Source organism: Ketogulonicigenium robustum, from assembly GCF_002117445.1.
GTDB classification, from domain to species: domain Bacteria; phylum Pseudomonadota; class Alphaproteobacteria; order Rhodobacterales; family Rhodobacteraceae; genus Ketogulonicigenium; species Ketogulonicigenium robustum.
This window is the reverse complement of record NZ_CP019937.1, coordinates 621,959-644,677: the sequence shown is the minus strand read 5'-3', so window position 1 is coordinate 644,677 and position 22,719 is coordinate 621,959. Positions and strand designations below refer to the sequence as shown.

Below are 22,719 nucleotides of genomic sequence, written 5' to 3'. Positions count from 1 at the left end.
ATCCAGCGGGACAATCACCATGACTTTCGCGAAACGCGTGTTCTCGGGCATCAAGCCCTCGGGTGGTCTGACCCTTGGCAACTATCTGGGCGCTATCAAGCGGTTCGTCCAGACGCAGAACCAGGGCGAGTTTGAGACCACATTGTATTGCATTGCAGACTTGCACGCGATCACGGTCTGGCAAGACCCTGCTGATCTGCGCCAAGCAACCTATGAGGTCACCGCAGGCTACCTTGCGGCTGGCATCGACCCTGAAAAGTCGATCCTGTTCAACCAATGCCGCGTTCCCGCCCATACCGAACTGGGCTGGATCTTTAACTGCGTCGCCCGTGTCGGCTGGATGAACCGCATGACACAGTTCAAGGAAAAGGCGGGCAGCAGCGCTGAAAAGCAGTCGCTGGGCCTTTATGCCTACCCCTCGCTGATGGCGGCGGACATCTTGCTGTATCACGCGACCCACGTGCCCGTGGGCGAAGACCAAAAGCAACACGTTGAATTGACGCGCGACATCGCGAACAAGTTCAACCACGACTACGGCGTCGACTTCTTCCCCGAAACCATCCCCGTGATCGAGGGGCCCGCCATGCGCATCATGAACCTACGCGACGGCACCAAGAAGATGTCGAAGTCGGGCGAATCCGACATGGAACGCATCAACATGCTGGATGATGCCGACGCCATCGCGAAGAAGTTCAAAAAGGCGCGGTCCGATATGGAGGCCCTGCCCGAAACCGCCGCAGGTTTGGAAAGCCGCCCCGAGGCCAAGAACCTTGTGAACATCTACGCCGGACTTGCCGATCTTACCGTCGATCAGGTGCTGGCCGAATATGGCGGCGAGGGTTGGGGCAAGTTCAAGCCCGCGCTGGCCGATCTGGCCGTCGACAAGTTGGCCCCCATCTCGACCGAGATGAAGCGCCTGATGAATGAGCGCGGCGAGATCGACCGCATCTTGGCCCGCGGTGCAGAACGCGCCCGCGAGATTGCCGACCCGATCTTGGCCCGCACCTATGACATCGTCGGGTTCGTGCGCTAATTGACAGCGCCCCGCCCGCCCCATTTGGCCCACCAGCCCGCGCCCCGTCGGCGCAGCTGGCTGGGCACGGGCGGGCGGGTCGGCCATTATGTGCTGCTGGCAGCGCTTGCCCTATTCACCTCTAGCCAAACGTTGCAATTGCTGAAAGCGATGCCGTTCGCTGAAATCGCCGCGCAGCAGACCGCCGCGCAGCTACACGCCAGCCTGACCCGCGCCGTCAACCAAGCCGCAACACCCGACCACCTTGCCGCGCTGATCGACAGTGCCGTGGCGACAAGCGACCGCGAAATGGCCGATGCGCTGGTCGCGCTGGCGGCCGCGCGCGGCATCGCCCTGCCCGCAGCCACCCGCGCCGCCTATGACGACATGGTCGCACGGCTGGACAACCCGCTGACGCGCGCGGGCGATTGTGTGGCCTGTGCCTTTTCGTTCGATAACTGCCAGTCGATCAGCCAGACCCTGTGGTGCAAGGGACCGGTTATCCTGACCCCCGTCGACGATGTTTTCGTGCTCAGCGACGCGGGCCTTGCCGCGCTGCAGGGCCGCGAGGTTGACCGGCTGGACGTCGCTTTGGCGACGGTCGGCTTGGGCGCGACAGCGCTGGTTCTGGTGACGGGCGGCAGCAGTTATCTAATCAAGGCGGGCGCAGGCGCGCTGAAAATCGCCAAGAAAATGGGCCGCCTGCCCCCCGCGCTGCTGCGCACCCTGCGCGATGCGGCAGACATCCCGATCAACTGGTCGCGCCTTGATGATCTGGCGCTGGCGCGCGCGCCCCTATCTTCCGTCGTCGATACCGCGCGCCTTGCCCCGCTGGGCCGCATGGCGGGCGATTTCGGGCAGGTCGTGGGCCGAACATCTGTCGCTGACGGCATCCGCCTGCTGGGGTATGTCGATGACGCGGGCGATATGGCGCGCATCGCCCGCGTTACCGACGCTGTCGGCAAGGATGCGCCCCGCACATTCGAAGTGTTGGGAAAATCGCGCGTGTTCCGCATCGCCGCGCGGCTATCCGACAATGTGATCGGCCTGATTACCGGCCTTTTGTTGATGGCGGGCCAGTGGGCCGCGCTGCTGGGCGGCCTGCTGGCGCAATTTGCCACGCGCGTGCTGCGCCGCAGCCTGCGCGGGCGCTAAAGCGCTTGCGCGCTGCCCGTTGATGGGTGAAACATGTGCCGAATTGCCGGAGGACCCCCATGCGCAAATCCCTAGTTGTGTTGGACGAGACGCGCGAATGCCTGAACGCCATCCGTTTTGCCGCCATGCGTGCGGCAAAAACCGGCGGCGGCGTGCAGGTGCTGTCGGTGATCTCCCCCGAAGAATTCGGCCAGTGGATCGGCGTTGCCGAGCTGATGCGTGCCGAGGCGCGCGAGCGGATCGAAGTGCATTTTGAGGTTTTCGCCAAATGGATGCGCGATCGCCAGAACATTAACCCCGAGCTGGTCATCCGCGAGGGTGACAGCGTCACCGAGATCCTGAACCAGATCCGCGAAGACCCCGAAATCGGCGTATTGGTCTTGGGGGCAAGCAGCGACAACAAGGGCCCTGGCCCCATCATCACCGCGCTGATGCGGCAAGCCGGTGTGCTGCCCGTGCCCGTCACTTTGGTGCCCGGCGATATGACCAAGGAACAGCTGGAAAAGATCAGCTGATCAGTCGTCGCTGAACGCAACCGCATGGCGCGCGCCCATCGCGTTCGCCAGATTTTTAAGGCGCGCTTGCGCCACTTCCCCAAACAGCGGCGCGGCGCGGCGTTCCAGCATCAACAGCACCTCGGACTTTTCGCCGTCATGTTCGGGCCGCCAGATGAGTTTGCCGGGTGCATCATGCGCCCCCAGCCACAGCATGGCGCCCAATCGCATGGCGCGCCCCAAAATACCGGCCTGTTTCTGCTCGGCCTCGGGCAGCAGGGCAAACACATCGGCAAAGCGCTTCTGCTTTTTGCTGGAATAGCGTGCCATCAGCGCCATCCCCATGAAAATCCGCTCCTCGTGCTTCAGCCCGCCCAAGTTGGCGCGTGTGGCGTTTTCAAAGCAGACTTCGGCGCGAAAATCGGGGTGAGCGCGCCAGCTGACATCGTGCAGCAAGCATGCGGCGCGGATGATGCGCTGGCGCTGCCAGTCAACATCGGGGAACAGGGGCATGACGAAATCATACAGCACATCGCCAAAGCCCGGCAGGCGCGCGTTCTGTATTTCCGAATGGCGGGCAGCAGCGATCAGCGGGTCGCTCTCGCGCAGGGCGGGGGTCATCTGTTCGTAAAGCATCCCCTCGCGGATGCCGTAGGACGAGATGGCAATGTCTTTGGGCTTGAACACGCGGCAGAGCGCATCAAGCACCTGAATAGCCAGCGGCACCAGCGCCATACGGTCTTCGGAAATATCGCAGCGGCTGCGCAGATCATCCAGATTGCTTTTGGCGATATAGGCACGTGTGGCGGCGACAGACTCAGCGGTCATGCGGTATTCATGCACGATCGTCAGGGGGTAGTCGCGCCGGTCCATATCGATCCGTGCGATGGCCCGCCACGACCCGCCGACCAGAAACAGGCGCATTGCGGTCTCATCGTGCATCATGCCGTGCAGCAGCTTGATCTCGCGCGCGATATAGGCATCCAAGCCCGCCTGCCCGCCGGATACCTCGCGCAGTTTCAGCGGCCCCAGCGGGGACGTGACGCGATCGCCGATCTTGCCGTCAGCCAGATCGGCCAGCTCCATCGAAGAGCCGCCAATATCGCAGACCAACCCGTAGCTGCGCGGCCAGCCCAGCAAAACGCCCTGTGCCGACAGGCGGGCTTCCTCCTCGCCGGGAATCACGTGCAGCTCGATGCCGGTGTCGCGCAGAACTTCGGCGCAAAATTCGGGGCCGTCTTCGGCCTCGCGCACGGCGGCGGTCGCTACGGCGGATAGCTCGATCCCCATGCCGCGCGCCAGCGCCGCAAAGCGCGACAGCGCGGCCAAGGCCCGTGCGCGCCCCTTGGGGCTGAGGCGGCCTGTCTGCGACAGCCCCTCGCCCAGCGCGCACATAACCTTTTCGTTGTAGAAATAGGCGGGGCTGCGGGCGGCACCATCGAACACCACCAACCGGATCGAGTTCGACCCCACATCGACAACCCCGACACGCCGCAACCCCTGATCGCCACCCTGCGGCACGGCGGTTTCGTCAAACAGCCGTTGATCAAACGGAAGCCATGCGCCGGTAGCGGTTGCGATCTTACCCATCGAAGCCCCTCATGCTCTTGCGCGGGGGTGCGGGCGCACCCCCCTTGGGGCCTAGCTATCCCTTAGTCGTGGCCGTGGGTCAACTGCGGAACGTCGGCTGCACCGGCGGAACCACGCCCCGAAAGCGACGGATTTTCCATGAAGAACCGGTGGCAGCTAAAGGCGAACACACCATCGGGCGGGATGGGACGGTGGAAGTCGCCACTGGCATCGCCGACCCAGCTTTGCGCCACATCGGCCAGATTCGCCGCCATGATCTGGTCGACGATCTGCGCCTTGACCGTGGGGTTCACCGCCTCGACCAGCGTCTCGACGCGGCGGGTCAGGTTGCGGTCCATCCAGTCGGCCGAGCTGATGAACACGCGCGCCTTTTGCGACGGCAGCCCCCGCCCGTTACCGAAGCAGACGATACGGCTGTGTTCCAAAAAGCGCCCGACGATGGATTTCACGCGAATATTTTCCGACAGCCCGATAATACCGGGGCGCAGGCTGCAAATCCCCCGCACGACCAGACTGATCTTTACCCCCGCTTGGCTGGCGGCATAGAGGGCGTCGATCACGTCCTCCTCGGTTAAGGAATTCATCTTGGCCCAAATTTCGGCGGGACGCCCCGCGCGGGCATGGTCAGCCTCGGCGGCGATCATTTCCAGCAGGCGCGGCTTCAGCGTCAGCGGCGAAATAGCCAAGTTTTCCAAGCCATCCGGCTGCGCGTAACCGCTGATATAGTTGAAGACTTTGGTCGCATCGCGGCCCAGCTTTGCGTCGCAGGTAAACAGCGACAGGTCGGTATAGATGCGCGCGGTGATCGGGTGGTAGTTCCCCGTGCCGAAGTGGCTGTAGGTCACCAGCCGGTCGCCCTCGCGCCGCACGACGACGGACATCTTGGCGTGGGTTTTGTAGTTGGTGAAGCCATAGACCACATGCGCGCCCGACATCTCCAACCGGCGCGATTGCAGGATGTTCGCGGCCTCGTCAAAGCGGGCCTTCAGCTCAACCAGCGCGGTGACGGACTTGCCTTCCTCGGCGGCGACGCACAGCGCCTCGACGATGGGCGAATTGCGCGAGGTGCGGTAAAGCGTTTGGCGAATGGCCACCACATCGGGGTCACGCGCGGCCTGCTGCAAGAACCGCACCACCATATCGAACGTCTCGTAGGGGTGGTGCAGCAGCATGTCTTTTTGCCGGATCGCCGCAAACATGTCGCCGTCATAGTCGGTCACGCGTTCGGGCACGCGCGGCGTAAAGGTCGGCCACAGCAGGTCGGGCCGCGTGTCGATGACCATTTCCTTCAGCCGGCCGATGTCGATGTGGCCAGCGATTTCGAAAATCTCTTCGTCATGAACCAGCAGCTCGCGCGTGATCATGCGGCGCAGGCCCGCAGGCGCATCGGCCGAGATTTCCAGCCGCACCACCTCGCCGCGGCGGCGGCGCTTCAGCGCGGTTTCAAACTCGCGCACCAGATCTTCGGCTTCTTCCTCGACCTCGATGTCGCTGTCGCGCAACACGCGGAACGCACAGGCGCCCCCAATGCGATGGCCGGGGAACAAGCGGTCTATATGCAACTGCAGCAGTTCTTCGAGCAGCAAAAAGCGATCCTCGCCCGCCGCCGAGGGCAGCCGCACGAATCGCCCGACCTGCTGCGGCACCGGCAGCAGCACCCGCAGCGCGCGCTTGTCGGCGCGGCGTTCCAGTTGCAAGGCCAGCGCAAACCCCTCGTTCGGGATGAACGGAAACGGGTGTGCGGGGTCGATGGCCAGCGGCGACAGCACCGGAAACACCTGATTGAGGAAAATATCCTCGAGCGCGGCCAAGTCGGTCTCGGTCAGGTCGTTCCGGCTGAGCAGCGTGACGCGGTTTTCGGCCAATTCATCGCGCAGGCTGACGAAGACCCGTTCTTGCCGCTTCATCAGCTCGCGCGCGCGATCGTTGATGCGCGACAGCTGCTCGGCTGGTGTCAGCCCGTCCAATGCGGGGGTCGTGTTGCCCGCGCGCGCCAATTCGCGCAGGCCAGCCACGCGCACCGTATAGAATTCATCCAGATTCGTGCCCGAAATCGACAAAAACCGCAGGCGTTCCAGCAGGGGCACGCGGCGATTCTCAGCCTCTTCCAAGACGCGAGTGTTGAACGCCAACCAGCTAAGTTCGCGGTTATAGAACCGCGCGGGGCCGGTCAGGTCGGCATCATCGGCCACCGCAGCCGGAAAGGGCGACGCCAGAAAATCTGCCGCATTGGGCGCTGTAGTTTCGGACGGGGGCGTGACGTGCGCGGTGGGGGTGTTCATAGCGACCTGTTGTTTAACCATCGCCCCGCTGGTGTCACATCGACATGACGGCTTGATGACGCGTTTTGCCCAGTTTCATCCGTGCACGGCCCGATTGTCCAGCACCTGCCGCGCCAACGGGCGGTTCAGGGGCCGCCGGTGTGCCAGTGCCGCAGCATCCATCTGCGCCACAACATCGGCTGCAATCGCAAGTGAACGCGGTAACTTCGAGACCAGAAACGGAATGACATCGGGCGTCGGCACCAACTGGCGGTCGGCGAAAAGCTTGGCCAGAACGGCCGTCATCAGCCATTCATCCGGATCGCCGATGGATACTGCGGGCATCGCCTGCATGCGGCTAGCCAGATCGGGCAGACGAATCGCCCAATCGCCCGGGCCGCGGTCGGATGTGACCAGCAGTTGGCCGCCGGTGTTCAGAATATGGTTGTGCACGTGGAAGACGTATTCCTCGGCGCTGCGCGGCAGCCGCTCCATATCCTCGATCACCAGATTAGCCCCGTCGGGCGGCAAGCCGCCACCCGCGTCCAAGCCGCCCGCTTGCCAGATATGGCCGCCCATCTGGGCCTGCCACACGCGTGCCAAATGGGTCTTGCCCGCGCCCGGCGCGCCGATCAGAGCCATCTTGCCAACAGGCCAGGCCTGCTCGCACACCATGACATAAGCGGCCTCGTTCGCCTCGGAGACGACATAGTCGCCCGCCGCCAGCGACGGGCGCACCGGCAAATCGAAGCTCAGTTGCTGGGGCATGTCGTCCTTCGGATCAAACGGTATCTGATGGGCCACGATACATGGGCCCTTCTTTGTATTTCTGCAAGGTGAAGCGGATCAGAACACCCAAAACCGCCGCCACGGGAACCGCCACCAGCATGCCGACGAACCCGAACAGCGCGCCGAAAACCGAAATCGCAAAGATCAGCCACACCGGATGCAACCCGACCGAACCGCCCATCAACTTCGGCACCAGCACATTCCCTTCCAGGAATTGGCCGATCAGAAAGATGGCGATGATCAGGCCGACATGCAGCCAATCGCCCCAGAACTGATAGAGCCCAAGGCCAATCGCAGCCACGCCACCCACAAGGGTGCCGACGTAGGGAATGAACGATACCATGCCCGCGCCAAAGCCAATCACCATCCCGAAATTCAGCCCCGCCAGCATCAGCGTGACGGCATAGAACGCCCCCAAGATGACGCAAACCAAACCCTGCCCGCGAATGAAAGCCGAAAGGGTGTGGTCGATATCGGAAAAAATCTGGCGGACGACAGTGCGGTTGCGCGGCGGGATCAACTCGTCGACGTGGCTTACCATCCGGTCCCAGTCCAGCAGCAGATAGAATGCCACCACCGGCGCCACAAACATGACCATCGCGATGGAAACAACGCTCATGGCGCTGCCGACGACGCTGCCGATCACCTCGCCGCCGCGGGCCTGAATGGCATTCGCAATGTTGGTCAGCGTCTGGTTCAGCGTCTGGCGCATGGTACTTTGTTCGTCAGAAAGCTCGGGGAATGCTTCGCGCGCCCAGTTGATGAACTGCTCGGCAAAGCGCGGCATCGAATTGACGAGCTGCAGGGCCTGGTTGATCAGCATCGGCACGATGATCAGAATCGCGATCACCACCACCAGCAGCGCCACCAGCGAAATGATGGACACCGCCCAGACACGGCTGAGGCCCCAACGTTCCATTTTATCGGCCACTGGGTCCAGCAGGTAGGCGATGGCGGCCCCCAACACGAACGGCAACAGCACACCGCTGACCGTATACAGCAAGGCGATGAAAACCACCGTTGCCAAAAGCCAGTAAATCGCTTGTTTCTGCACCAAAACCCCCTGCCAATACGTAGGATCAATTCCGCCAGTAGTGACCCAGCTTCGCCCAACGCGCAAGTGCGGCCAACGCGCCCTTGCCTGTATCCGCCCAACCGCCTATCACCTGCTGTTAAGTTGTAATCACCTGCCCAAGGACGCCTTGCATGCGCCTCAGCCGTTATTTCCTGCCCGTTCTGAAAGAAAACCCCGCCGAGGCGCAGATCGTCAGCCATCGCTACATGTTGCGCGCGGGCATGATCAAGCAAGAGTCGGCCGGCATCTATGCTTGGCTACCGCTGGGCTATAAGGTGCTGGCGCGCCTGGAGAAGATCGTCCACGAGGAACAGCAGCGCGCGGGCCATATCCCCCTTCTGATGCCGACACTGCAATCGGCAGACCTGTGGCGCGAAAGCGGCCGCTATGACGATTACGGCGCCGAAATGCTGCGCATCAAAGACCGTCACGAGCGTGACATGCTGTACGGCCCCACGAACGAGGAGATGATCACCGACATCTTCCGCACCTATGTCCGCAGCTACAAAGACCTGCCGCTGACGCTGTATCACATCCAGTGGAAATTCCGTGACGAGCTGCGCCCCCGTTTCGGCGTCATGCGCGGCCGCGAGTTCCTGATGAAAGACGGATACAACTTCGACCTGACCAAGGAAGATGCGCTGCACGCCTATAACCGCCACATGGTCACCTACCTGCGCACCTTCGAGCGTATGGGCCTGACCGCCATTCCGATGCGCGCCGACAGCGGCCCGATCGGCGGCGATGACACGCATGAATTCCTGGTGCTGGCCAACACCGGCGAATCCGAGGTTTTCTACGACGAGGCCGTCACCGATCTGAAGCTGGGTGATCGCAAAGTAAACTTCGACAACCGCGACGAGGTTGCCGAGATCTGCCGCGAGTTCACCACCCTTTACGCCCGCACCGACGAGACGCATGACGCCGCCCTGTTCGACCAGATCCCCGAGGAGCGCCGCAAGGTGGGCCGCGGCATTGAAGTCGGCCAGATATTCTACTTCGGCACCAAATATTCCGAGCCGATGGGCGCGACAGTCCAAACCGCCGAAGGCACGCAAGTCCCCGTCGAAATGGGCAGCCACGGCATCGGCGTCAGCCGCCTGATTGGCGCGCTGATCGAGGCGAACCACGACGACAAGGGCATCATCTGGCCCGAGGGCGTTACGCCCTTCCACGTCGGCATCGTGAACCTGAAGCAAGGCGACGCCGAAGCAGACGCTGCATGCGAAAACATCCACGACAGCCTGATCGCCCTTGGCCTTGACCCGCTGTATGACGACCGCGACGAACGTGCGGGCGGCAAATTCGCCACCATGGATCTGATCGGTCTGCCGTGGCGCATCACCGTCGGCCCACGGGGGCTGAAAAACGGCGTGGTCGAACTGACCAGCCGCCGCACCGGTGTGTCCGAGGAAATGACCCCCGCGGACGCCATCGCCCGCATCGCGGCAATCTACGCCAACATCTGATCAACAGGGGTGCCCCTTCGGGGGCGCCCCAAGACTTAAAGGCGCGTCATGGCCAGATCCACCCCGCCCTTCGCCCGTTTCGAATGGATGATCGCTTGGCGCTACCTGCGCGCCCGCCGCGCCGAAGGCGGCGTTTCGGTCATGACATGGATCAGCCTGATCGGCATTACGCTGGCGGTGTTCGCGCTGGTAGCCACTCTGTCGATCCGCGCCGGTTTCCGCGAGGAATTCGTGGATACCATGCTGGGGTCGAACGCCCACGTCACACTGATGCAATATCCGCTGACAGACAAAAACGGCGTCAGCAGTCGCACCATTTCCGATTACACGCAGATGGCCGCTGATGTGGCCGCCGTGCCGGGCGTCACCCGCGCGGCACCCTTGGTGCGCGCCACCGCGCTGGCGACGGCAGGCAGCTATAACGCGCCCGTCGACATCTACGGCATTTCCGCCGCCGATCTAGCAACCATCCCCCGCGTCGCCCACCCCGAGGAATCGCAAGGCACGCTGGACGATTTCGAAGGCGGCGTCGCGATTGGTTCGGGCGTGGCGCGGACGCTGGGCGTGCAAGTCGGGGACACCATCCGCATCACATCCCCAAACGGCGCGCGCACGCCTATGGGCACCGTGCCGCGCGCGAACGCCTATACCGTCACCTATGTTTTCACCGCAGGCCGCTACGACATCGACCGCGTCCGCCTGTATATGCCGCTGGCCGAAGCCCAGCGCTTCCTCAACCGCGACGGCGTCGTGGACGAGATCGAGGTGATGGTCGCCGACCCCGAAGACGTCGACGCGATCGTCCCCGCCCTGATGGAAGCCGCAGGCCCCCGCGCAATGCCGTGGACATGGAAAGACAGCGCAGGTGCCTACCTGCGCGCCCTGACGGTCGAGGACAACGTGATGTTCGTGCTGCTGTCGATACTGGTGCTGATCGCCGCCATGAACATTATCTCGGGCCTTGTAATGCTGGTGAAAAACAAGGGACGCGACATCGGCATTTTGCGCACAATGGGGCTGACCGAAGGGTCTGTTCTGCGGGTCTTTTTCATCTGCGGGGCATCCATCGGCACCATCGGCACGGCGCTGGGGATTATGCTAGGCAGCCTGTTTGCCATTTATATCGACCCGATTTTCAGCGTGGTGAACTATGTCTCGGGCGGCGGGGTCTGGGACCCGTCAATCCGCGGTATCTACCACCTGCCCGCCAAGCTCGAGGCTGGCAGCATCCTGTCGGCCATGGGACTGTCGCTGGGCCTTAGCTGGATCGTCACCATCTTCCCCGCCCGTCGTGCGGCCCGCATGAACCCGATCGAGGCGCTGCGCTATGAATGACATCGTCCTGTCCCTGCATGGGATCGAAAAAACCTATGCCAAAGGCCGCGCCGACGCCGTGCCGGTTCTGCGCGGTATCGACCTGACGCTGCGCGCGGGCGAGGTTGTGGCGCTGGTTGCGCCATCTGGCGCGGGCAAATCAACCCTGCTGCACATCGCGGGGTTGCTCGACAGCGCCGATACCGGCAAAATCGGCATCGACGGCACCGATATGACCGGCGCGAACGACCGCCGCCGCACCGCCGCGCGGCGCACCAGCATCGGCTTCGTCTATCAGTTCCACCATTTGCTGCCCGAGTTTTCGGCCGCCGAAAACATCATCCTGCCGCAACTGGCCAATGGCACCAGCGAAAAAGACGCTGCCGCGCGCGCCGCCAGCCTGCTGGACCGCGTCGGCATTGCCCACCGCGCCAGCCATCGCCCTGCCGCCCTGTCGGGGGGCGAGCAGCAACGCGTCGCCTTTTGCCGCGCCATGGCCAACAGCCCGCGCCTGCTGCTGGCAGATGAGCCAACCGGCAACCTTGACCCTGCAACCTCGGATCAGGTTTTTTCCACGCTGATCGCGCTGGCACGTGAAACAGGGCTTGGCGCGTTGATCGCGACGCATAATCTAGACTTGGCCGCCCGCATGGACCGAATCCTGCGTCTGGACGCGGGGCGCCTGATCGAAGCCACACCACAAGGGGGTGCCCAGCCATGACCACAACCCGTATTCCGCTGATCGCGGCCATCGTCTGCCTGCCGCTGATCACCGCTTGCGCGATTTTCAGCACCGAGCGCGAATTCGACGGCGCGCAAATGTTTATGGCGAACTGCGCCTCGTGCCATGGCCGCGATGCGACTGGGTCGGTCGCGATGGGGTTGAACCTGACCCCGCCCGCCAGCGACCTGACCACGATCAGCGCCCGCAACGGCGGCAACTTCCCGTGGAACAGCGTGCTGTCGACCATCGACGGTTTTGGCCAAGGCGGCCACAATGGCGCGATGCCCGCCTTTGGCGAGGGTGATCTGGGCGAGCCGGTGTTGATCGAACGCGACGGCGCGTCGATCCCTGTGCCTGCGGGCCTGTTGGCGCTGGGAACCTATGTCTTCTCGCTACAGAAATAATGGCAAAGCTCTACTTCAACTACTCGACCATGAATGCGGGCAAATCGACTGTCCTGCTGCAGGCGGCCTACAACTATAACGAACGTGGAATGCAGACCTATTTGCTGACAGCCGCCTTCGACAATCGCGCGGGGGTCGGGCGCATCGAAAGCCGCATCGGAATCGGCGCCGATGCCGATACCTACCTGCCCGACGACGACCTGTTCGCCCGCATCGCCCAGCGCATGGCCGATGGCCCCATCGCCTGCGTGCTGGTGGACGAGGCGCAGTTCCTGTCGCCCGATCAGGTGTGGCAACTGGCCCGCGCTGTCGATGACCTGCGCGTGCCTGTTATGTGCTTTGGCCTGCGGGTGGATTTTCGGGGCGAGCTGTTCCCCGGCTCGGCGACGCTGCTGGCCCTATCGGACGAGATGCGTGAAGTCCGCACGATCTGTTTTTGCGGCAAAAAGGCCACCATGGTGGTGCGCCAGGGGCCTGATGGTCAAGTCGCCCACGATGGCGATCAGGTGGTGATCGGCGGGAACGAAACTTATGTCTCGCTCTGCCGCCGTCACTGGCGTGAAGCTATGGGCGAGGTGCTACCCAACTAAACGCGGTTGGGCGGCACCTGACCCGCGGCGACCGCGTCGATATTGTCCAGCGCCATGTTGCCCATGTTCAGCCGCACTTCCAATGTGGATGTGCCCAAATGCGGCAGCAGCACAACGTTGTCCAGCGCCCGCAGGGCGGCGGGAACGGCAGGCTCGTCGCGGTATACATCCAAGCCCGCGCCCGCAATGGCCGCGCGCTGCAACACATCGATTAACGCATCTTGTTCGACCACATCACCGCGCGCGATGTTGACGATCACGCCGGTCGACTTCATCGCCGCAAGCGCGGGGCCATCGACGATATTCGTATTCCCGCCCGGAACCGCCGTCACCACGATATCGGCCCGCGCCATCAGGTCGTGCAGATCATCGACCTTTTCGGCAGGAAACCCTGCATCCTTGGCCGAGCGATTGTAATAAATCACATCCATGCCAAAACCATAAAGGCAGCGCTGCGCAATCGCCTGCCCGATGCGGCCAAAACCGACGACGCCCAGCGTCTTTCCCGTCACATGCTGGCCCAGCATCTCGACCGGCCCCCAGCCTTGCCACTGACCTGAACGCGCCAGACGCTCACCCTCGGCCGCGCGGCGGCAGGTCATCAGGATCAGCGTCAGGGCGATGTCGGCGGTGGAATCGGTGACGGCGCCGGGGGTGTTCGTCACCTCGACACCTGCGGCGCGCGCCGCGTCGGCGTCGATGTGGTTAAAGCCTACGCCAAAGTTCGCTATTAGCCGCGCGCGGATCTTGCCGCCCCCAGCCGCCAACGCACGCTGGAATACTTCGGCAGTAAACCTGTCGCCCAGCGTGACCAGCAGCGCATCATGCGTGGTCAGCGCGTCGACCATCTCGTCCTCGCTCAGCGGGCGGACGGCTTCGGGGCGCAGGGTGACGGCGTAGTCTTTCTGGGCGCGGGCCAGAATGGGGTCGGGCATCAGGCGGGATATGAACAGTTTCAATGCAGCCGCCCCCCCTCGGGCACCGGCACGTCAGGCGTGACCAGCACCACAGCGCCATCGGTGTCGGGCAGGCCCAAAATCAGAACCTCGGACACGAATTTGCCGATCTGGCGCGGGGGGAAGTTGACCACGCCCAGCACCTGTTTACCGACCAATGCCTCGGGCGTGTAGTGCACCGTGACTTGGGCCGAGGATCGCTTCTCGCCAATCTCGCCGCCGAAATCGACCCACAGTTTGATCGCGGGTTTGCGGGCCTCGGGGTAAGGTTCGGCGCGGGTCACGCGGCCGACGCGAATGTCGAGCTTCTGAAAATCGTCATAATCCGCCATCACTTACGCCCCCGATGCCAATTCGGCCGAACGGTCGCGTGCGGCCTTGATGGCTTTGGGCACCAGCGCGGGGAATCCGCTTTCTTCGTCCATCAGCACATTCAGCGCAGCCAGCGTCGTGCCCTTGGGCGAGGTCACGTTGATGCGCAGTTGCGTGGGTGTTTCGGGCGACTGGATGGCCAGCTGACCCGACCCTGCCACCGTCACCTTGGCCAGCGTCATCGCCATATCGGGCGGCAGGCCCACCGCCTCGCCCGCGGCGGCCAGCGTTTCGATGAGGTGGAAGACATAGGCTGGCCCGCCGCCCGACAGCGCGGTCACGGCATCGATCTGGTCTTCCGTCTCCAGCCGCACGGTCTGGCCCACGGCCTGCAGCAGCCCTTCGGCCGTTTCCAGCTGCGTCGCGGTGACATTGGCATTTCCGATCAGCGCGGTGATGCCCTGCCCGATAGCTGCGGGCGTGTTTGGCATGGCGCGCACGATGGGGGTTTGCGCGCCCAAAATGTCTTGATACCGCCCGATGGTGATGCCTGCGGCGATCGACAGGAAAAGCGTATCGCCGTTACCCAGCGCCTGCAGGGTAGGCAGCGCATCGGCCATCTGCTGCGGCTTTACGGCGATCAGCACCACGGCGGGATGAGCGGGCAGCGGTTGATTCACGTGAACCCCCGTCCCCAGCAGCCAATCCGACGGGTGGGGGTCGTTCACCCACACCGACGTTGCTGGCAGACCGCCCGCCAGCCAGCCCGCCAACATGGCCGAGCCCATCTTACCGCATCCCAGCAGCACGAGGCCCTTATCGCGAACGGAATCATCAATCATTTCAACCCCCGGCTAAAGTCTTTTGCCGAAGGCTAGCGCCAAGGGTGAACCTGCACCAGCACTAAAGGTCAGGCGTGACCGTGCACCTCGGTGATGGCGGTGCGCAGGGCCTCGGCAGGGGCCAGTTCGCCCCATGTCGCCATTTGCAGCGCAGGGAAATACCGCTCGGCGTTGCTGATGGCGGTGGCGATCATCATGTCGATCTGTGCGGTGCAGGGCTGCTGGCCGCCGGCCAAAAACAGCGCATATTTGAACGCCATCATCTGGTGGTCGGTCCACCAACTGAACGACCCCGCCCAGCACCGGTCGTTGATCAGGTTCAGAACCTCGTAAAGCGCGGGCAGGCGCGCGGGCGGCGGTTCCATTTCAAACGTACAGAACAGGCGCAGAGCCTCGTCCTCGGGGCTCCATGACAGGGTGATGGTGTAGGACCGCCACAGCCCCTCGACCACCATGGCGATGTCGTCACGCGTGATGCGATCAAATTCCCATGCGTGGTGCTGGGCGATGTCTTCGACCAGATCGATCGGGTGCGATATGTGGTGGGCGGATACGGGCATAGGGCCTCGGGCAGCGAGTGTTTCATCAGGGGCGGCGGTGTTGTGATGATAAGGTCAGACGCGGTGCGGGCGGGGCAAGCGCAACTTGTAGAAGCCACAATCATATCCACAAGATTTTGCGTTCGCGGGGGATTCCCCTAGGGTTATGCACAGGCCGCCGCAGGTTATACCCAGCCCCCACGGGATGGCGCGCCGCAGGTGATTCCCTGTGTTTTTTCATTGAAGGCGGGGCAGAAGCGCCTATCTTCTAGCTGTGCCGCCGCCCTAGGCGGCCCGCAAGTGAAAGGGTGTATCATGGCCGACCGCAAGAAAAACGCCGCCGATCTGCCCCAGATCGCCCCCGTGCCAACGCTGTGGCTGCTGGGCAAAACCGGCGCCGGCAAAAGCAGCCTGATCGCCAGTCTGACGGGCCTTAGCGACGTGGCCATCGGCAACGGGTTTCAAAGCTGCACCAAAACGTCGCGCGCGCTAGACTTTCCGCCCGATGCGCCGGTCATGCGGTTCATGGACACGCGCGGCTTGGGCGAGGTCGGCTACGACCCCGCCGATGACGTCGCCGTTTTGGCGGGCAGCGCGCATATGATTGTCGCCGTCGCGCGGCTGGACGACCCTGTTCAGGGCGAGGTGCTGGATGTGCTGCGCCGCGTCGGACGCAAATCGCCTGTGTTGCTGGTGCTGACAGGCGGCGATCTGGTAGAAGACGGCGCCCGCGCCCGTGCAATCGCGCTGACGCGGCAGGATTACGAAGAAGCCGTCGGCCGCGCCCTGCCCTATCTGGAACTGTCGCAACTGCCCGTGGGCGGGTACACCGCCGAGGGGCTGAACACCTTGGTCGACAAACTGTCGGCCCTGCTGCCCGAGGTAGCAGACATCCTTGCCAAATCTAGCGCGGCTGACGCCGAAGCCGCGCAGTTCGCGCTGCTGCGCCCGCGCATTCTGACCTTCGCAGGCGTCGCCGGCACCAGCGACATTATTCCGGCCGTCGGCGCCCTTTCGGTGCCGGGGACGCAGCTGGCGATGATGAACTGGCTGGGCACCGAATATGGGGCCAAGTGGTCGCGCGCCTTGCTGATGCGGTTTTTCATCGCGCTGGGCGCGGGAACCGCCGCGCGCTATGCCGCGCTGTTCGGGCTGCGCCAATTGGGCAAATTCATACCTGTCTACGGCCAAACCGTTGTCGCAGCCGCATCCGGCACTGTCAGCTTTGCGACAACTTACGCCTTGGGCCGCGCGGCTGCCTACTTTCTGTTCCACCACATGAACGGCGCCACCCCCTCTCCCGAGGCGCTGCGGACGGTCTATGCCGACGCCCTGCGCCGCCAGCCCAAGGATCATAAATGAGCCGTAGCCCTATTCGTGGCTGGCTGCTGCGTGTCGAGCGCCTCGCCGCCATTGGTGCGGTCGCCATTCCCATGGCCGCAGCAATGGTGCTGGGGTTCTTTTGGTTGTTCGACCACGGCTGGCTGCTGTATTTCGCCGGAATTTCTGCGGCGCTGTCGCTGATCGCGCTGATCATCCGCCGCTGGCCGCGCCGCGCCCGCACTGCCAAAGCGGCGCTGGCCGATACAGGCGTCGCGCCCAACCCCGAATGGGACGATCGCGCGCAAAAAGCCTATGATGCCGCGCTCGAGGTGATCGCCACCCGCCTTGGCGCCTCGACCGCGTGGGAAGACCTGCAGCCACTGGCGTTTGACGTCATTGCAACCGTCGCCGCGCATTCGGGTGAAAAAGGCAAATCCGCGCTGGATTTTACGCTGCCCGAGGCCCTTTTGCTGACCGAGCGGGTCTCGTCGCGCTTTCGAGCCGACCTGCGGCGGCACATCCCCTTTAGCGATAGCTTGTCGTTGAAATCGATCATCTGGCTGTGGCGCAACCGCGACCGCGCGCAGGCGCTGTGGAATGTGGGGCAAAACGCGTGGCGCGTGGTGCGCCTGCTGCGCAACCCGCCCTTGGCCGTCATTCAGGAAATCGACCGTGCCGCCGCAGGCGGCCACCAGAACATGCTGACGAGCGAGGCGATATCGCTGGTTCAAACCGTGTTGTTGCAAGAGGTCGCCAAAGCCGCCGTCGACTTGTATTCGGGGCATCTGCGATTCTCGGATGCCGAGCTGCTGAAACTGCGCCGCGAGGACGCCGCACTGGACGAAAGCCGCATCGCCAGCCCCGACACCCCGCTGCGCGTGGTTTTTGCGGGGCAGGTCAGCGCCGGAAAATCGACGCTCATCAACGCACTGCTGGGTGAAAACCGCGCCGAGACCGATATGCCGCCCACCACCCCCGGTGCCACGGCCTATACCACCATGCTGGGCGGTGTGCCCGCAACGCTGCTGGATCTGGCCGGTCTGGATGGCAGCGAGCGTGCCCGCCAGATCGCCCGCGACCACCTGCTTCAAGCCGACATCGTTGTTTGGGTGCTGAAGGCAAACCGCCCCGCGCGCGCGCCGGACGTGGCCGCGCTGCGCGACTGGTTCGCCGCCTTGGACGAAAACAAGGCCCGCCGCCGCCCGCCGTTGATCCCTGTCGCGGCTTGGGTCGACGCGCTGTTGCCCGCCGATACCGCAGTCGCCCTGCCGCCCGAAGCGGTCGCCGCGATATCTACCGCCATGCGCACCATCGGTGACGAACTATCAGACGCGGTCGGCGCGCCGCTGCCGCTGCCCATTCCCGTCCGCAGCACCGCGCCGCAGTGGAACATCGAAACGCTGCATCAGGTCCTTGCGGCCAACGTGATCGAGGGGTTGATGGTGCAGCGTAACCGCGTGCGTCTGACGCCCCAAGGCGGCGCGATCCGGCAGGAAATCGGCCGCGCGGTGCACGGCATCGGCGCAGGGCTGGGGCTGGGTACGAAGCTGGGGCTGGAACGCCTAGGCTTTGGGCGCGGCAAAAAAGACAGCAAGACCGACGGACCCGCCCTGCTGCCCCCGCCCGACGATACAGGCAAGCCGCCCGAATAAATCGGCTGGCCGTCGGCGTTGGATCGCGCTAACCAAAGGCGCGGTTGGAAAAGTCGTCCATTTTGGATATAGCTAGGCCCAACCCCGCGCAGGAGGATATTGAATGCAGACGAAGAAGGCAGACCTTGGGGTCTTGGGTCTTGGTGTGATGGGCGCGATGCTGGCGCTGAACTTTGCCGATAACGGCGGGTTCGATGTCGGCCTCTATAACCGCACGCATGAAAAAGCGACGCGACTGAAGGCCGAAAACCCCGATCTGGCTGAGCGTCTGCACCCTTCGGAAACGCTGCAGGATTTTGTGGCCAGCCTTGCCACCCCGCGCGTGATCGTGCTGATGCTCAGCGCGGGCAGCGCCGTGGACGAGCAGTTGGCCCAACTGCAGCCCCTGCTGGAAGACGGCGACATCATCATCGACGCCGGCAACGCCGACTTCAACGACACCCGCCGCCGCAATGCATTGTATGACGGCACCGGCCTGCACTTTGTCGGCATGGGCGTGTCGGGCGGCGAATCCGGTGCGCGCCATGGCCCGTCGATCATGGTTGGCGGCTCGGCCGAGGCGTTCAAACGCCTGAAACCCTTGCTGGAGCCGATCGCAGCGAAATACGACGGTAGCCCCTGCATCGACTGGCTGGGCACCGATGGTGCGGGCCACTTCGTTAAGACCATCCACAACGGCATCGAATATGCCGACATGCAGATGATCGCCGAGATTTACGCCATCCTGCGCGACGGCTCGGGCCTGCCTGCCGGCCAGATCGGCGACGTTTTCGCCGATTGGAACACGCGCGGCCTGTCGTCCTACCTTGTCGAGATTACCGCGACCGTCCTGAAGGAAGTCGACACCGAAACCGGCAAGCCGCTGGTCGACCTGATCGTTGACGAGGCAGGCCAAAAAGGCACTGGCCGCTGGTCGGTGATCGAGGCGCAAAAATTGGGCATCGGCGCGACGGCGCTGGAAGCCGCTGTCGCCGCCCGCTGTATCTCGTCCGCACGTCATCTGCGCCTGGCCGCAGCCGAGGTTTACGGCGATCTGGGGATTGATGCGGCCATTTTCGGCACCGCCCCCGCCGATATCGCCGAGCTAGAATCCGCGCTGGAGACCGCCAAGATCGTGGCCTACGCGCAGGGCTATACGGTGCTGGCCGCCGCATCCGAGGAGTTTGGCTGGAATCTGCCCATGGGCGAGATTGCCCGCATCTGGCGCGCCGGCTGCATCATCCGCTCGGTGCTGCTGCAAGACATCATGCAAGCCTATGAAGGCGGCGCAAGTGTGCAGAACCTGCTACTGGTGCCCGCCTTTGCCGAACGCGTCAAGCTGGGCCAAGTGGCCCTGCGCAAGGTCGTCGCCAAGGCCGCCGCTGCGGGCGTTCCGGTGCCTGCCCTGTCGTCGGCTCTGGCCTACTTCGACGATCTGCGTCGCGGTCGCGGCGCCGCCAACCTGATCCAGGGGCAGCGCGACTTCTTTGGTGCGCACACATTCCGCCGCCTCGACCGCGAGGGTGTGTTCCACCACATCTGGCCCGAGGCCTAATCTTTAGCGATCCGTTCCCCTGTCTCCAATAAGATAAGAAGCTTGCCTTTTAAGTCGTTTTTTTATCTGCTGTTGCCACAACGCGCCGGGGTGGGGGGACAACGGATTTGCGGGAACACAACATCGACACGTCGCGCATTGCCAAAAGCCAACGCGCGGCGGCCTTTGAAAAGCTGGTCGTCCCCATGGGGGGACCCACGCTGGACAAATCCAGCCCGCCGTTAACGTCGCGCGCGCGCATCACCCAGTTACCGGGTGGCAGCCTTGTTTCAAAAATTTGGCACAGCCCAGCGACTTACCATCGATCTTTGCCGATGGGCACGCAGATGCCTGACGACGTGATGGCACACATCTGCCTTGGCGGTGAATACACGATCAACCAAGGGGCCGGCCCCGATGTGCGTGGCGCACCGGGCTGGATCTATCTTGACCCGATGCAAAGGCCGGGCACTGTGCACTACCATGCCCCCGGCGTACACATCATGTATATCTCGACCCCGTGGCAAAAACTGTTGGAACTGGCACCCGCGACAACGCCCCTGCTGCGGCAAAGGTTGCCTTTCTCCCCGCAATGGGCAGAGGTTTTGCACCATGCGCGCAGCCTGCACCGCTTGGCAGATCAGGGCATGCCAGTCGACAGCGCCGCATTTGAAATCAAGCTGCGGCAGCTGTTCGCAGCGGCCTGCAACACAAGCGCCGAACAGATGGGCCTCGCCGCGCAAAACGCGGGGTTGGAAGCGCGCCGTCGGCTTGCGGCCATCAAGGCCAAGATCGAAGAACACCTGATCGATCCCCTGCTGAGCGCCGAGCGAATTGCCACACTCAACGGTATTTCGGCGCGGTATCTGCGGTCGTTGTTCGCCAAAGACAAAGTGTCCTTTACCGATTACGTGAATGCGCGCAAGCTGGCACGGGTGCATGCGATGATCGTAGACCCAGAACGCCGTAGCGTTCCCATCAGCAAATTGGCACTGGAATGCGGTTTCAACGATGCATCATGGTTCACCAGCCAGTTCCGGCGGGCGTTCGGCACCGCCCCGTCGGATGCGCGCGCACAAGCGATTGTGCAGTGGCAGGCAACCCAGCCAGCAACCGTTTGAAGGCAAACGAATCTTGCCAGGCTGGTGCGACGCCGCTAATCCTTTGGGTGCGGCAGTCGCAACAGGATCAGGCAATGACACGTTCGAACAAGACCGATGAAAAGGCCAGCCCAGCAGGCGATCCGGTGGGTGATCCGGCGACCAAAGCCCAGAAACAGGCGGCAATCGCCCAGCGCAAAGCTGTAAACCAGCAGCAGCGCGCCGATCGTAAAGCCCAGCGACAAGCGGAGCGTGCCTTGAAGAAACCTAAAACCGAAGCACCAGAAGCAGCAGCCGCAGCAGAGACCACCCTCAACCAACCTACCCCCGACCAGCCCGTCATTAACCAAGCCGCCGCGGATCAGCCCGTCTTAGCAGCCGCGAAGGCCGAACAGACAACGACCGAACCAGCAAAGCGCACCCTGCGCAAAGCACCCGTTGCGCCCGAGGCGGCGATTGTGCCGAAAAAGCCTGCCACCAAAAAGCCCGCGACCACTAAAACCACTACTCCCAAAACGACGGCGGGCAAAAGTGCGACAGCCAAGGCCACCACGCCCAACGCGCCGACAAAGGTAGCCGCCAAGCCGGCGAGCAAGCCGCGCGCTGCGGCCAAACCCGCGCCGTTCAACATTATGATCGTCGCGCAGGCCGGTCGTCTTCAATTCGAGGCGCTGGTCTTCGCGGCCTCGCTGCGCCGCAACGCGCCGAATTTCACCGGTGCCTTCATCGTAGCCGAGCCGCAGCCTTCGTCACATTGGGACAGCGATCCACGCATCAGCCCGCAGATCCGCGCCATTTTGGCAGACACATATGGCGCGCGCATCGTACCGTTCACCAACCGGGATTTCGGCCAAAGCTACCCCTATGGCAACAAGATTGAGGCGCTGTCCGCCCTGCCCGCCGGCGAAAATTTCATCTTTTTCGATACCGACACGCTGATTTTGGGCGACATATCAACCGCGCAAATCGATTTCTCGCGCCCCACCGCCTCGATGCGGCGCGAGGGGACATGGCCGGTCGAGGAAGTGTACTGGCCGGGCTACACTGCCATCTGGAAATCGCTTTACGACAAGTTCGACATCCCCTTCGATCCGACCTTGGACCTGAGCGAGCCTGACGAATATTGGGAACGCTACCTCTATTTCAACGCGGGCTGGTTTACCGGCAGCGACCCCGCCGCGTTCGAGGCCTATTTCCGCGAATATGCCTGCGGCATCCGCGACAATGCCCCCGAGGAGCTTGTCATCCAGCCGCTGCACCCGTGGTTGGATCAGGTCGCGCTGCCGCTGGTCATCGCCAAGCTGGGCGGCGGGCGCCCCGGCCCCGCGATGGACGGGTTCGACGGCGCGCTCACCTGCCACTATCGCACCCTGCCCCTGCTTTATGCACGTGAAGATGCGGCGACTATTGCAGCGTTCGAGGGGATCGTGAAAGACGATGCCATCCGCGACGTGCTGAAAACCTATCCCGCGTTCGACAAGATGGTGTTCCAGAACCAAGGCGCCAAGGTTCTGGCGCTGTTCGACAAGAACAAGCCGCCTAGAAACGAGCAGCGCTACCGCCAGCGCATCAAGGCCGAGGGGTTGTGGATCCGCTGATCCACAA

The 22,719-nt window shown here is 63.4% G+C and carries 21 protein-coding genes; 13 read left to right on the top strand and 8 right to left on the bottom strand.

What is annotated here, in order from left to right:
* The first annotated feature begins 19 nt into the window (after nucleotides 1–19).
* From trpS to BVG79_RS03200, 3 genes are read left to right on the top strand one after another with little or no spacing between them, the layout of a single operon-like run.
* Nucleotides 20–1,033: a tryptophan--tRNA ligase gene (gene trpS / locus BVG79_RS03210; protein ID WP_085785612.1), complete on the top strand. Its 1,014-nt coding sequence runs from the start codon at nucleotides 20–22 to the stop codon at nucleotides 1,031–1,033.
* Nucleotides 1,034–2,167, top strand: coding sequence for a hypothetical protein (locus BVG79_RS03205; RefSeq protein WP_236951403.1), 1,134 nt, complete (start codon nucleotides 1,034–1,036; stop codon nucleotides 2,165–2,167).
* Nucleotides 2,168–2,226: 59 nt separating this feature from the next.
* Nucleotides 2,227–2,682, top strand: coding sequence for a universal stress protein (locus tag BVG79_RS03200; protein WP_085785611.1), 456 nt, complete (start codon nucleotides 2,227–2,229; stop codon nucleotides 2,680–2,682).
* Here the strand turns inward: BVG79_RS03200 and BVG79_RS03195 are convergent, their stop codons facing one another.
* The 4 genes from BVG79_RS03195 to BVG79_RS03180 all read right to left on the bottom strand — a co-directional run bounded on the left by BVG79_RS03195 (nucleotide 2,683) and on the right by BVG79_RS03180 (nucleotide 8,355).
* Nucleotides 2,683–4,251 (bottom strand): Ppx/GppA family phosphatase, encoded by a 1,569-nt coding sequence (locus BVG79_RS03195; RefSeq protein WP_085785610.1) that lies wholly within the window; start codon nucleotides 4,249–4,251, stop codon nucleotides 2,683–2,685. It lies immediately after the preceding gene.
* A gap of 62 nt (nucleotides 4,252–4,313) precedes the next feature.
* Complete coding sequence (locus BVG79_RS03190; RefSeq protein ID WP_085787215.1) at nucleotides 4,314–6,533, bottom strand: RNA degradosome polyphosphate kinase; 2,220 nt, start codon at nucleotides 6,531–6,533, stop codon at nucleotides 4,314–4,316.
* A 75-nt stretch (nucleotides 6,534–6,608) separates the two neighbouring features.
* Nucleotides 6,609–7,280 carry a P-loop NTPase family protein gene (locus BVG79_RS03185; RefSeq protein WP_085785609.1) on the bottom strand — a complete coding sequence of 224 codons (672 nt, stop codon included), beginning with the start codon at nucleotides 7,278–7,280 and terminating at the stop codon, nucleotides 6,609–6,611.
* A 13-nt stretch (nucleotides 7,281–7,293) separates the two neighbouring features.
* Nucleotides 7,294–8,355 (bottom strand): AI-2E family transporter, encoded by a 1,062-nt coding sequence (locus tag BVG79_RS03180; protein ID WP_236951402.1) that lies wholly within the window; start codon nucleotides 8,353–8,355, stop codon nucleotides 7,294–7,296.
* A 152-nt stretch (nucleotides 8,356–8,507) separates the two neighbouring features.
* On the opposite strand from BVG79_RS03180, the gene proS reads away from it, so the two are divergent.
* Genes proS through BVG79_RS03155 form a run of 5 tightly spaced genes read left to right on the top strand, consistent with a single transcriptional unit; the run spans nucleotide 8,508 to nucleotide 12,877 of the window.
* Complete coding sequence (proS, locus tag BVG79_RS03175; protein WP_085785608.1) at nucleotides 8,508–9,845, top strand: proline--tRNA ligase; 1,338 nt, start codon at nucleotides 8,508–8,510, stop codon at nucleotides 9,843–9,845.
* 48 nt (nucleotides 9,846–9,893) lie between these two features.
* Entirely contained in the window at nucleotides 9,894–11,180 is a 1,287-nt protein-coding gene (locus BVG79_RS03170) for an ABC transporter permease (protein ID WP_085785607.1), read from the top strand.
* Entirely contained in the window at nucleotides 11,173–11,880 is a 708-nt protein-coding gene (locus BVG79_RS03165; protein WP_085785606.1) for an ABC transporter ATP-binding protein, read from the top strand. Before BVG79_RS03170 ends, BVG79_RS03165 begins: the two co-directional genes overlap by 8 nt.
* A complete protein-coding gene (locus BVG79_RS03160) occupies nucleotides 11,877–12,287 on the top strand; it encodes a c-type cytochrome (protein WP_085785605.1) in 411 nt (136 codons plus the stop codon). Before BVG79_RS03165 ends, BVG79_RS03160 begins: the two co-directional genes overlap by 4 nt.
* The gene (locus BVG79_RS03155; protein WP_085785604.1) at nucleotides 12,287–12,877 is read left to right on the top strand and encodes a thymidine kinase; all 591 of its coding nucleotides are present in this window, start codon (nucleotides 12,287–12,289) and stop codon (nucleotides 12,875–12,877) included. Before BVG79_RS03160 ends, BVG79_RS03155 begins: the two co-directional genes overlap by 1 nt.
* On the opposite strand, the gene BVG79_RS03150 is transcribed toward BVG79_RS03155, so the two are convergent.
* The 4 genes from BVG79_RS03150 to BVG79_RS03135 all read right to left on the bottom strand — a co-directional run bounded on the left by BVG79_RS03150 (nucleotide 12,874) and on the right by BVG79_RS03135 (nucleotide 15,547).
* Nucleotides 12,874–13,836 (bottom strand): 2-hydroxyacid dehydrogenase, encoded by a 963-nt coding sequence (locus BVG79_RS03150; RefSeq protein WP_085785603.1) that lies wholly within the window; start codon nucleotides 13,834–13,836, stop codon nucleotides 12,874–12,876. The two genes, BVG79_RS03155 and BVG79_RS03150, sit on opposite strands and share 4 nt — an antisense overlap.
* Complete coding sequence (locus tag BVG79_RS03145; protein WP_085785602.1) at nucleotides 13,833–14,165, bottom strand: tRNA-binding protein; 333 nt, start codon at nucleotides 14,163–14,165, stop codon at nucleotides 13,833–13,835. Before BVG79_RS03145 ends, BVG79_RS03150 begins: the two co-directional genes overlap by 4 nt.
* A gap of 3 nt (nucleotides 14,166–14,168) precedes the next feature.
* On the bottom strand, nucleotides 14,169–14,987 hold the full coding sequence (proC, locus tag BVG79_RS03140) for a pyrroline-5-carboxylate reductase (protein ID WP_085785601.1): 819 nt from the start codon (nucleotides 14,985–14,987) through the stop codon (nucleotides 14,169–14,171).
* 68 nt (nucleotides 14,988–15,055) lie between these two features.
* Nucleotides 15,056–15,547 carry a type III secretion system chaperone family protein gene (locus tag BVG79_RS03135; RefSeq protein WP_085785600.1) on the bottom strand — a complete coding sequence of 164 codons (492 nt, stop codon included), beginning with the start codon at nucleotides 15,545–15,547 and terminating at the stop codon, nucleotides 15,056–15,058.
* A gap of 294 nt (nucleotides 15,548–15,841) precedes the next feature.
* Between BVG79_RS03135 and BVG79_RS03130 the strand changes: the two genes are divergently transcribed.
* The 5 genes from BVG79_RS03130 to BVG79_RS13850 all read left to right on the top strand — a co-directional run bounded on the left by BVG79_RS03130 (nucleotide 15,842) and on the right by BVG79_RS13850 (nucleotide 22,712).
* Nucleotides 15,842–16,888: a YcjF family protein gene (locus BVG79_RS03130; protein WP_085785599.1), complete on the top strand. Its 1,047-nt coding sequence runs from the start codon at nucleotides 15,842–15,844 to the stop codon at nucleotides 16,886–16,888.
* Nucleotides 16,885–18,501 (top strand): GTPase, encoded by a 1,617-nt coding sequence (locus BVG79_RS03125; RefSeq protein ID WP_085785598.1) that lies wholly within the window; start codon nucleotides 16,885–16,887, stop codon nucleotides 18,499–18,501. Before BVG79_RS03130 ends, BVG79_RS03125 begins: the two co-directional genes overlap by 4 nt.
* Nucleotides 18,502–18,604: 103 nt before the next feature.
* On the top strand, nucleotides 18,605–20,035 hold the full coding sequence (gndA, locus tag BVG79_RS03120; RefSeq protein ID WP_085785597.1) for an NADP-dependent phosphogluconate dehydrogenase: 1,431 nt from the start codon (nucleotides 18,605–18,607) through the stop codon (nucleotides 20,033–20,035).
* A gap of 326 nt (nucleotides 20,036–20,361) precedes the next feature.
* The gene (locus BVG79_RS03115; RefSeq protein ID WP_198167883.1) at nucleotides 20,362–21,135 is read left to right on the top strand and encodes a helix-turn-helix domain-containing protein; all 774 of its coding nucleotides are present in this window, start codon (nucleotides 20,362–20,364) and stop codon (nucleotides 21,133–21,135) included.
* 74 nt (nucleotides 21,136–21,209) lie between these two features.
* A complete protein-coding gene (locus BVG79_RS13850) occupies nucleotides 21,210–22,712 on the top strand; it encodes a cell envelope integrity TolA family protein (RefSeq protein ID WP_335617557.1) in 1,503 nt (500 codons plus the stop codon).
* The last annotated feature ends 7 nt before the right edge of the window (nucleotides 22,713–22,719 follow it).

Bases quoted from the DNA above. Each gene is read 5' to 3' on its own strand.
- BVG79_RS03145 (WP_085785602.1), bottom strand. From the start codon at position 14,165: ATGGCGGATTATGACGATTTTCAGAAGCTCGACATTCGCGTCGGCCGC.
- BVG79_RS03135 (WP_085785600.1), bottom strand. From the start codon at position 15,547: ATGCCCGTATCCGCCCACCACATATCGCACCCGATCGATCTGGTCGAA.
- BVG79_RS03155 (WP_085785604.1), top strand. From the start codon at position 12,287: ATGGCAAAGCTCTACTTCAACTACTCGACCATGAATGCGGGCAAATCG.
- BVG79_RS03185 (WP_085785609.1), bottom strand. From the start codon at position 7,280: ATGCCCCAGCAACTGAGCTTCGATTTGCCGGTGCGCCCGTCGCTGGCG.
- BVG79_RS03190 (WP_085787215.1), bottom strand. From the start codon at position 6,533: ATGAACACCCCCACCGCGCACGTCACGCCCCCGTCCGAAACTACAGCG.
- gndA (WP_085785597.1), top strand. From the start codon at position 18,605: ATGCAGACGAAGAAGGCAGACCTTGGGGTCTTGGGTCTTGGTGTGATG.
- BVG79_RS03160 (WP_085785605.1), top strand. From the start codon at position 11,877: ATGACCACAACCCGTATTCCGCTGATCGCGGCCATCGTCTGCCTGCCG.
- BVG79_RS03170 (WP_085785607.1), top strand. From the start codon at position 9,894: ATGGCCAGATCCACCCCGCCCTTCGCCCGTTTCGAATGGATGATCGCT.
- BVG79_RS03115 (WP_198167883.1), top strand. From the start codon at position 20,362: ATGCCTGACGACGTGATGGCACACATCTGCCTTGGCGGTGAATACACG.
- BVG79_RS03125 (WP_085785598.1), top strand. From the start codon at position 16,885: ATGAGCCGTAGCCCTATTCGTGGCTGGCTGCTGCGTGTCGAGCGCCTC.
- proS (WP_085785608.1), top strand. From the start codon at position 8,508: ATGCGCCTCAGCCGTTATTTCCTGCCCGTTCTGAAAGAAAACCCCGCC.
- BVG79_RS13850 (WP_335617557.1), top strand. From the start codon at position 21,210: ATGACACGTTCGAACAAGACCGATGAAAAGGCCAGCCCAGCAGGCGAT.
- BVG79_RS03195 (WP_085785610.1), bottom strand. From the start codon at position 4,251: ATGGGTAAGATCGCAACCGCTACCGGCGCATGGCTTCCGTTTGATCAA.
- BVG79_RS03130 (WP_085785599.1), top strand. From the start codon at position 15,842: ATGGCCGACCGCAAGAAAAACGCCGCCGATCTGCCCCAGATCGCCCCC.
- proC (WP_085785601.1), bottom strand. From the start codon at position 14,987: ATGATTGATGATTCCGTTCGCGATAAGGGCCTCGTGCTGCTGGGATGC.
- trpS (WP_085785612.1), top strand. From the start codon at position 20: ATGACTTTCGCGAAACGCGTGTTCTCGGGCATCAAGCCCTCGGGTGGT.
- BVG79_RS03165 (WP_085785606.1), top strand. From the start codon at position 11,173: ATGAATGACATCGTCCTGTCCCTGCATGGGATCGAAAAAACCTATGCC.
- BVG79_RS03200 (WP_085785611.1), top strand. From the start codon at position 2,227: ATGCGCAAATCCCTAGTTGTGTTGGACGAGACGCGCGAATGCCTGAAC.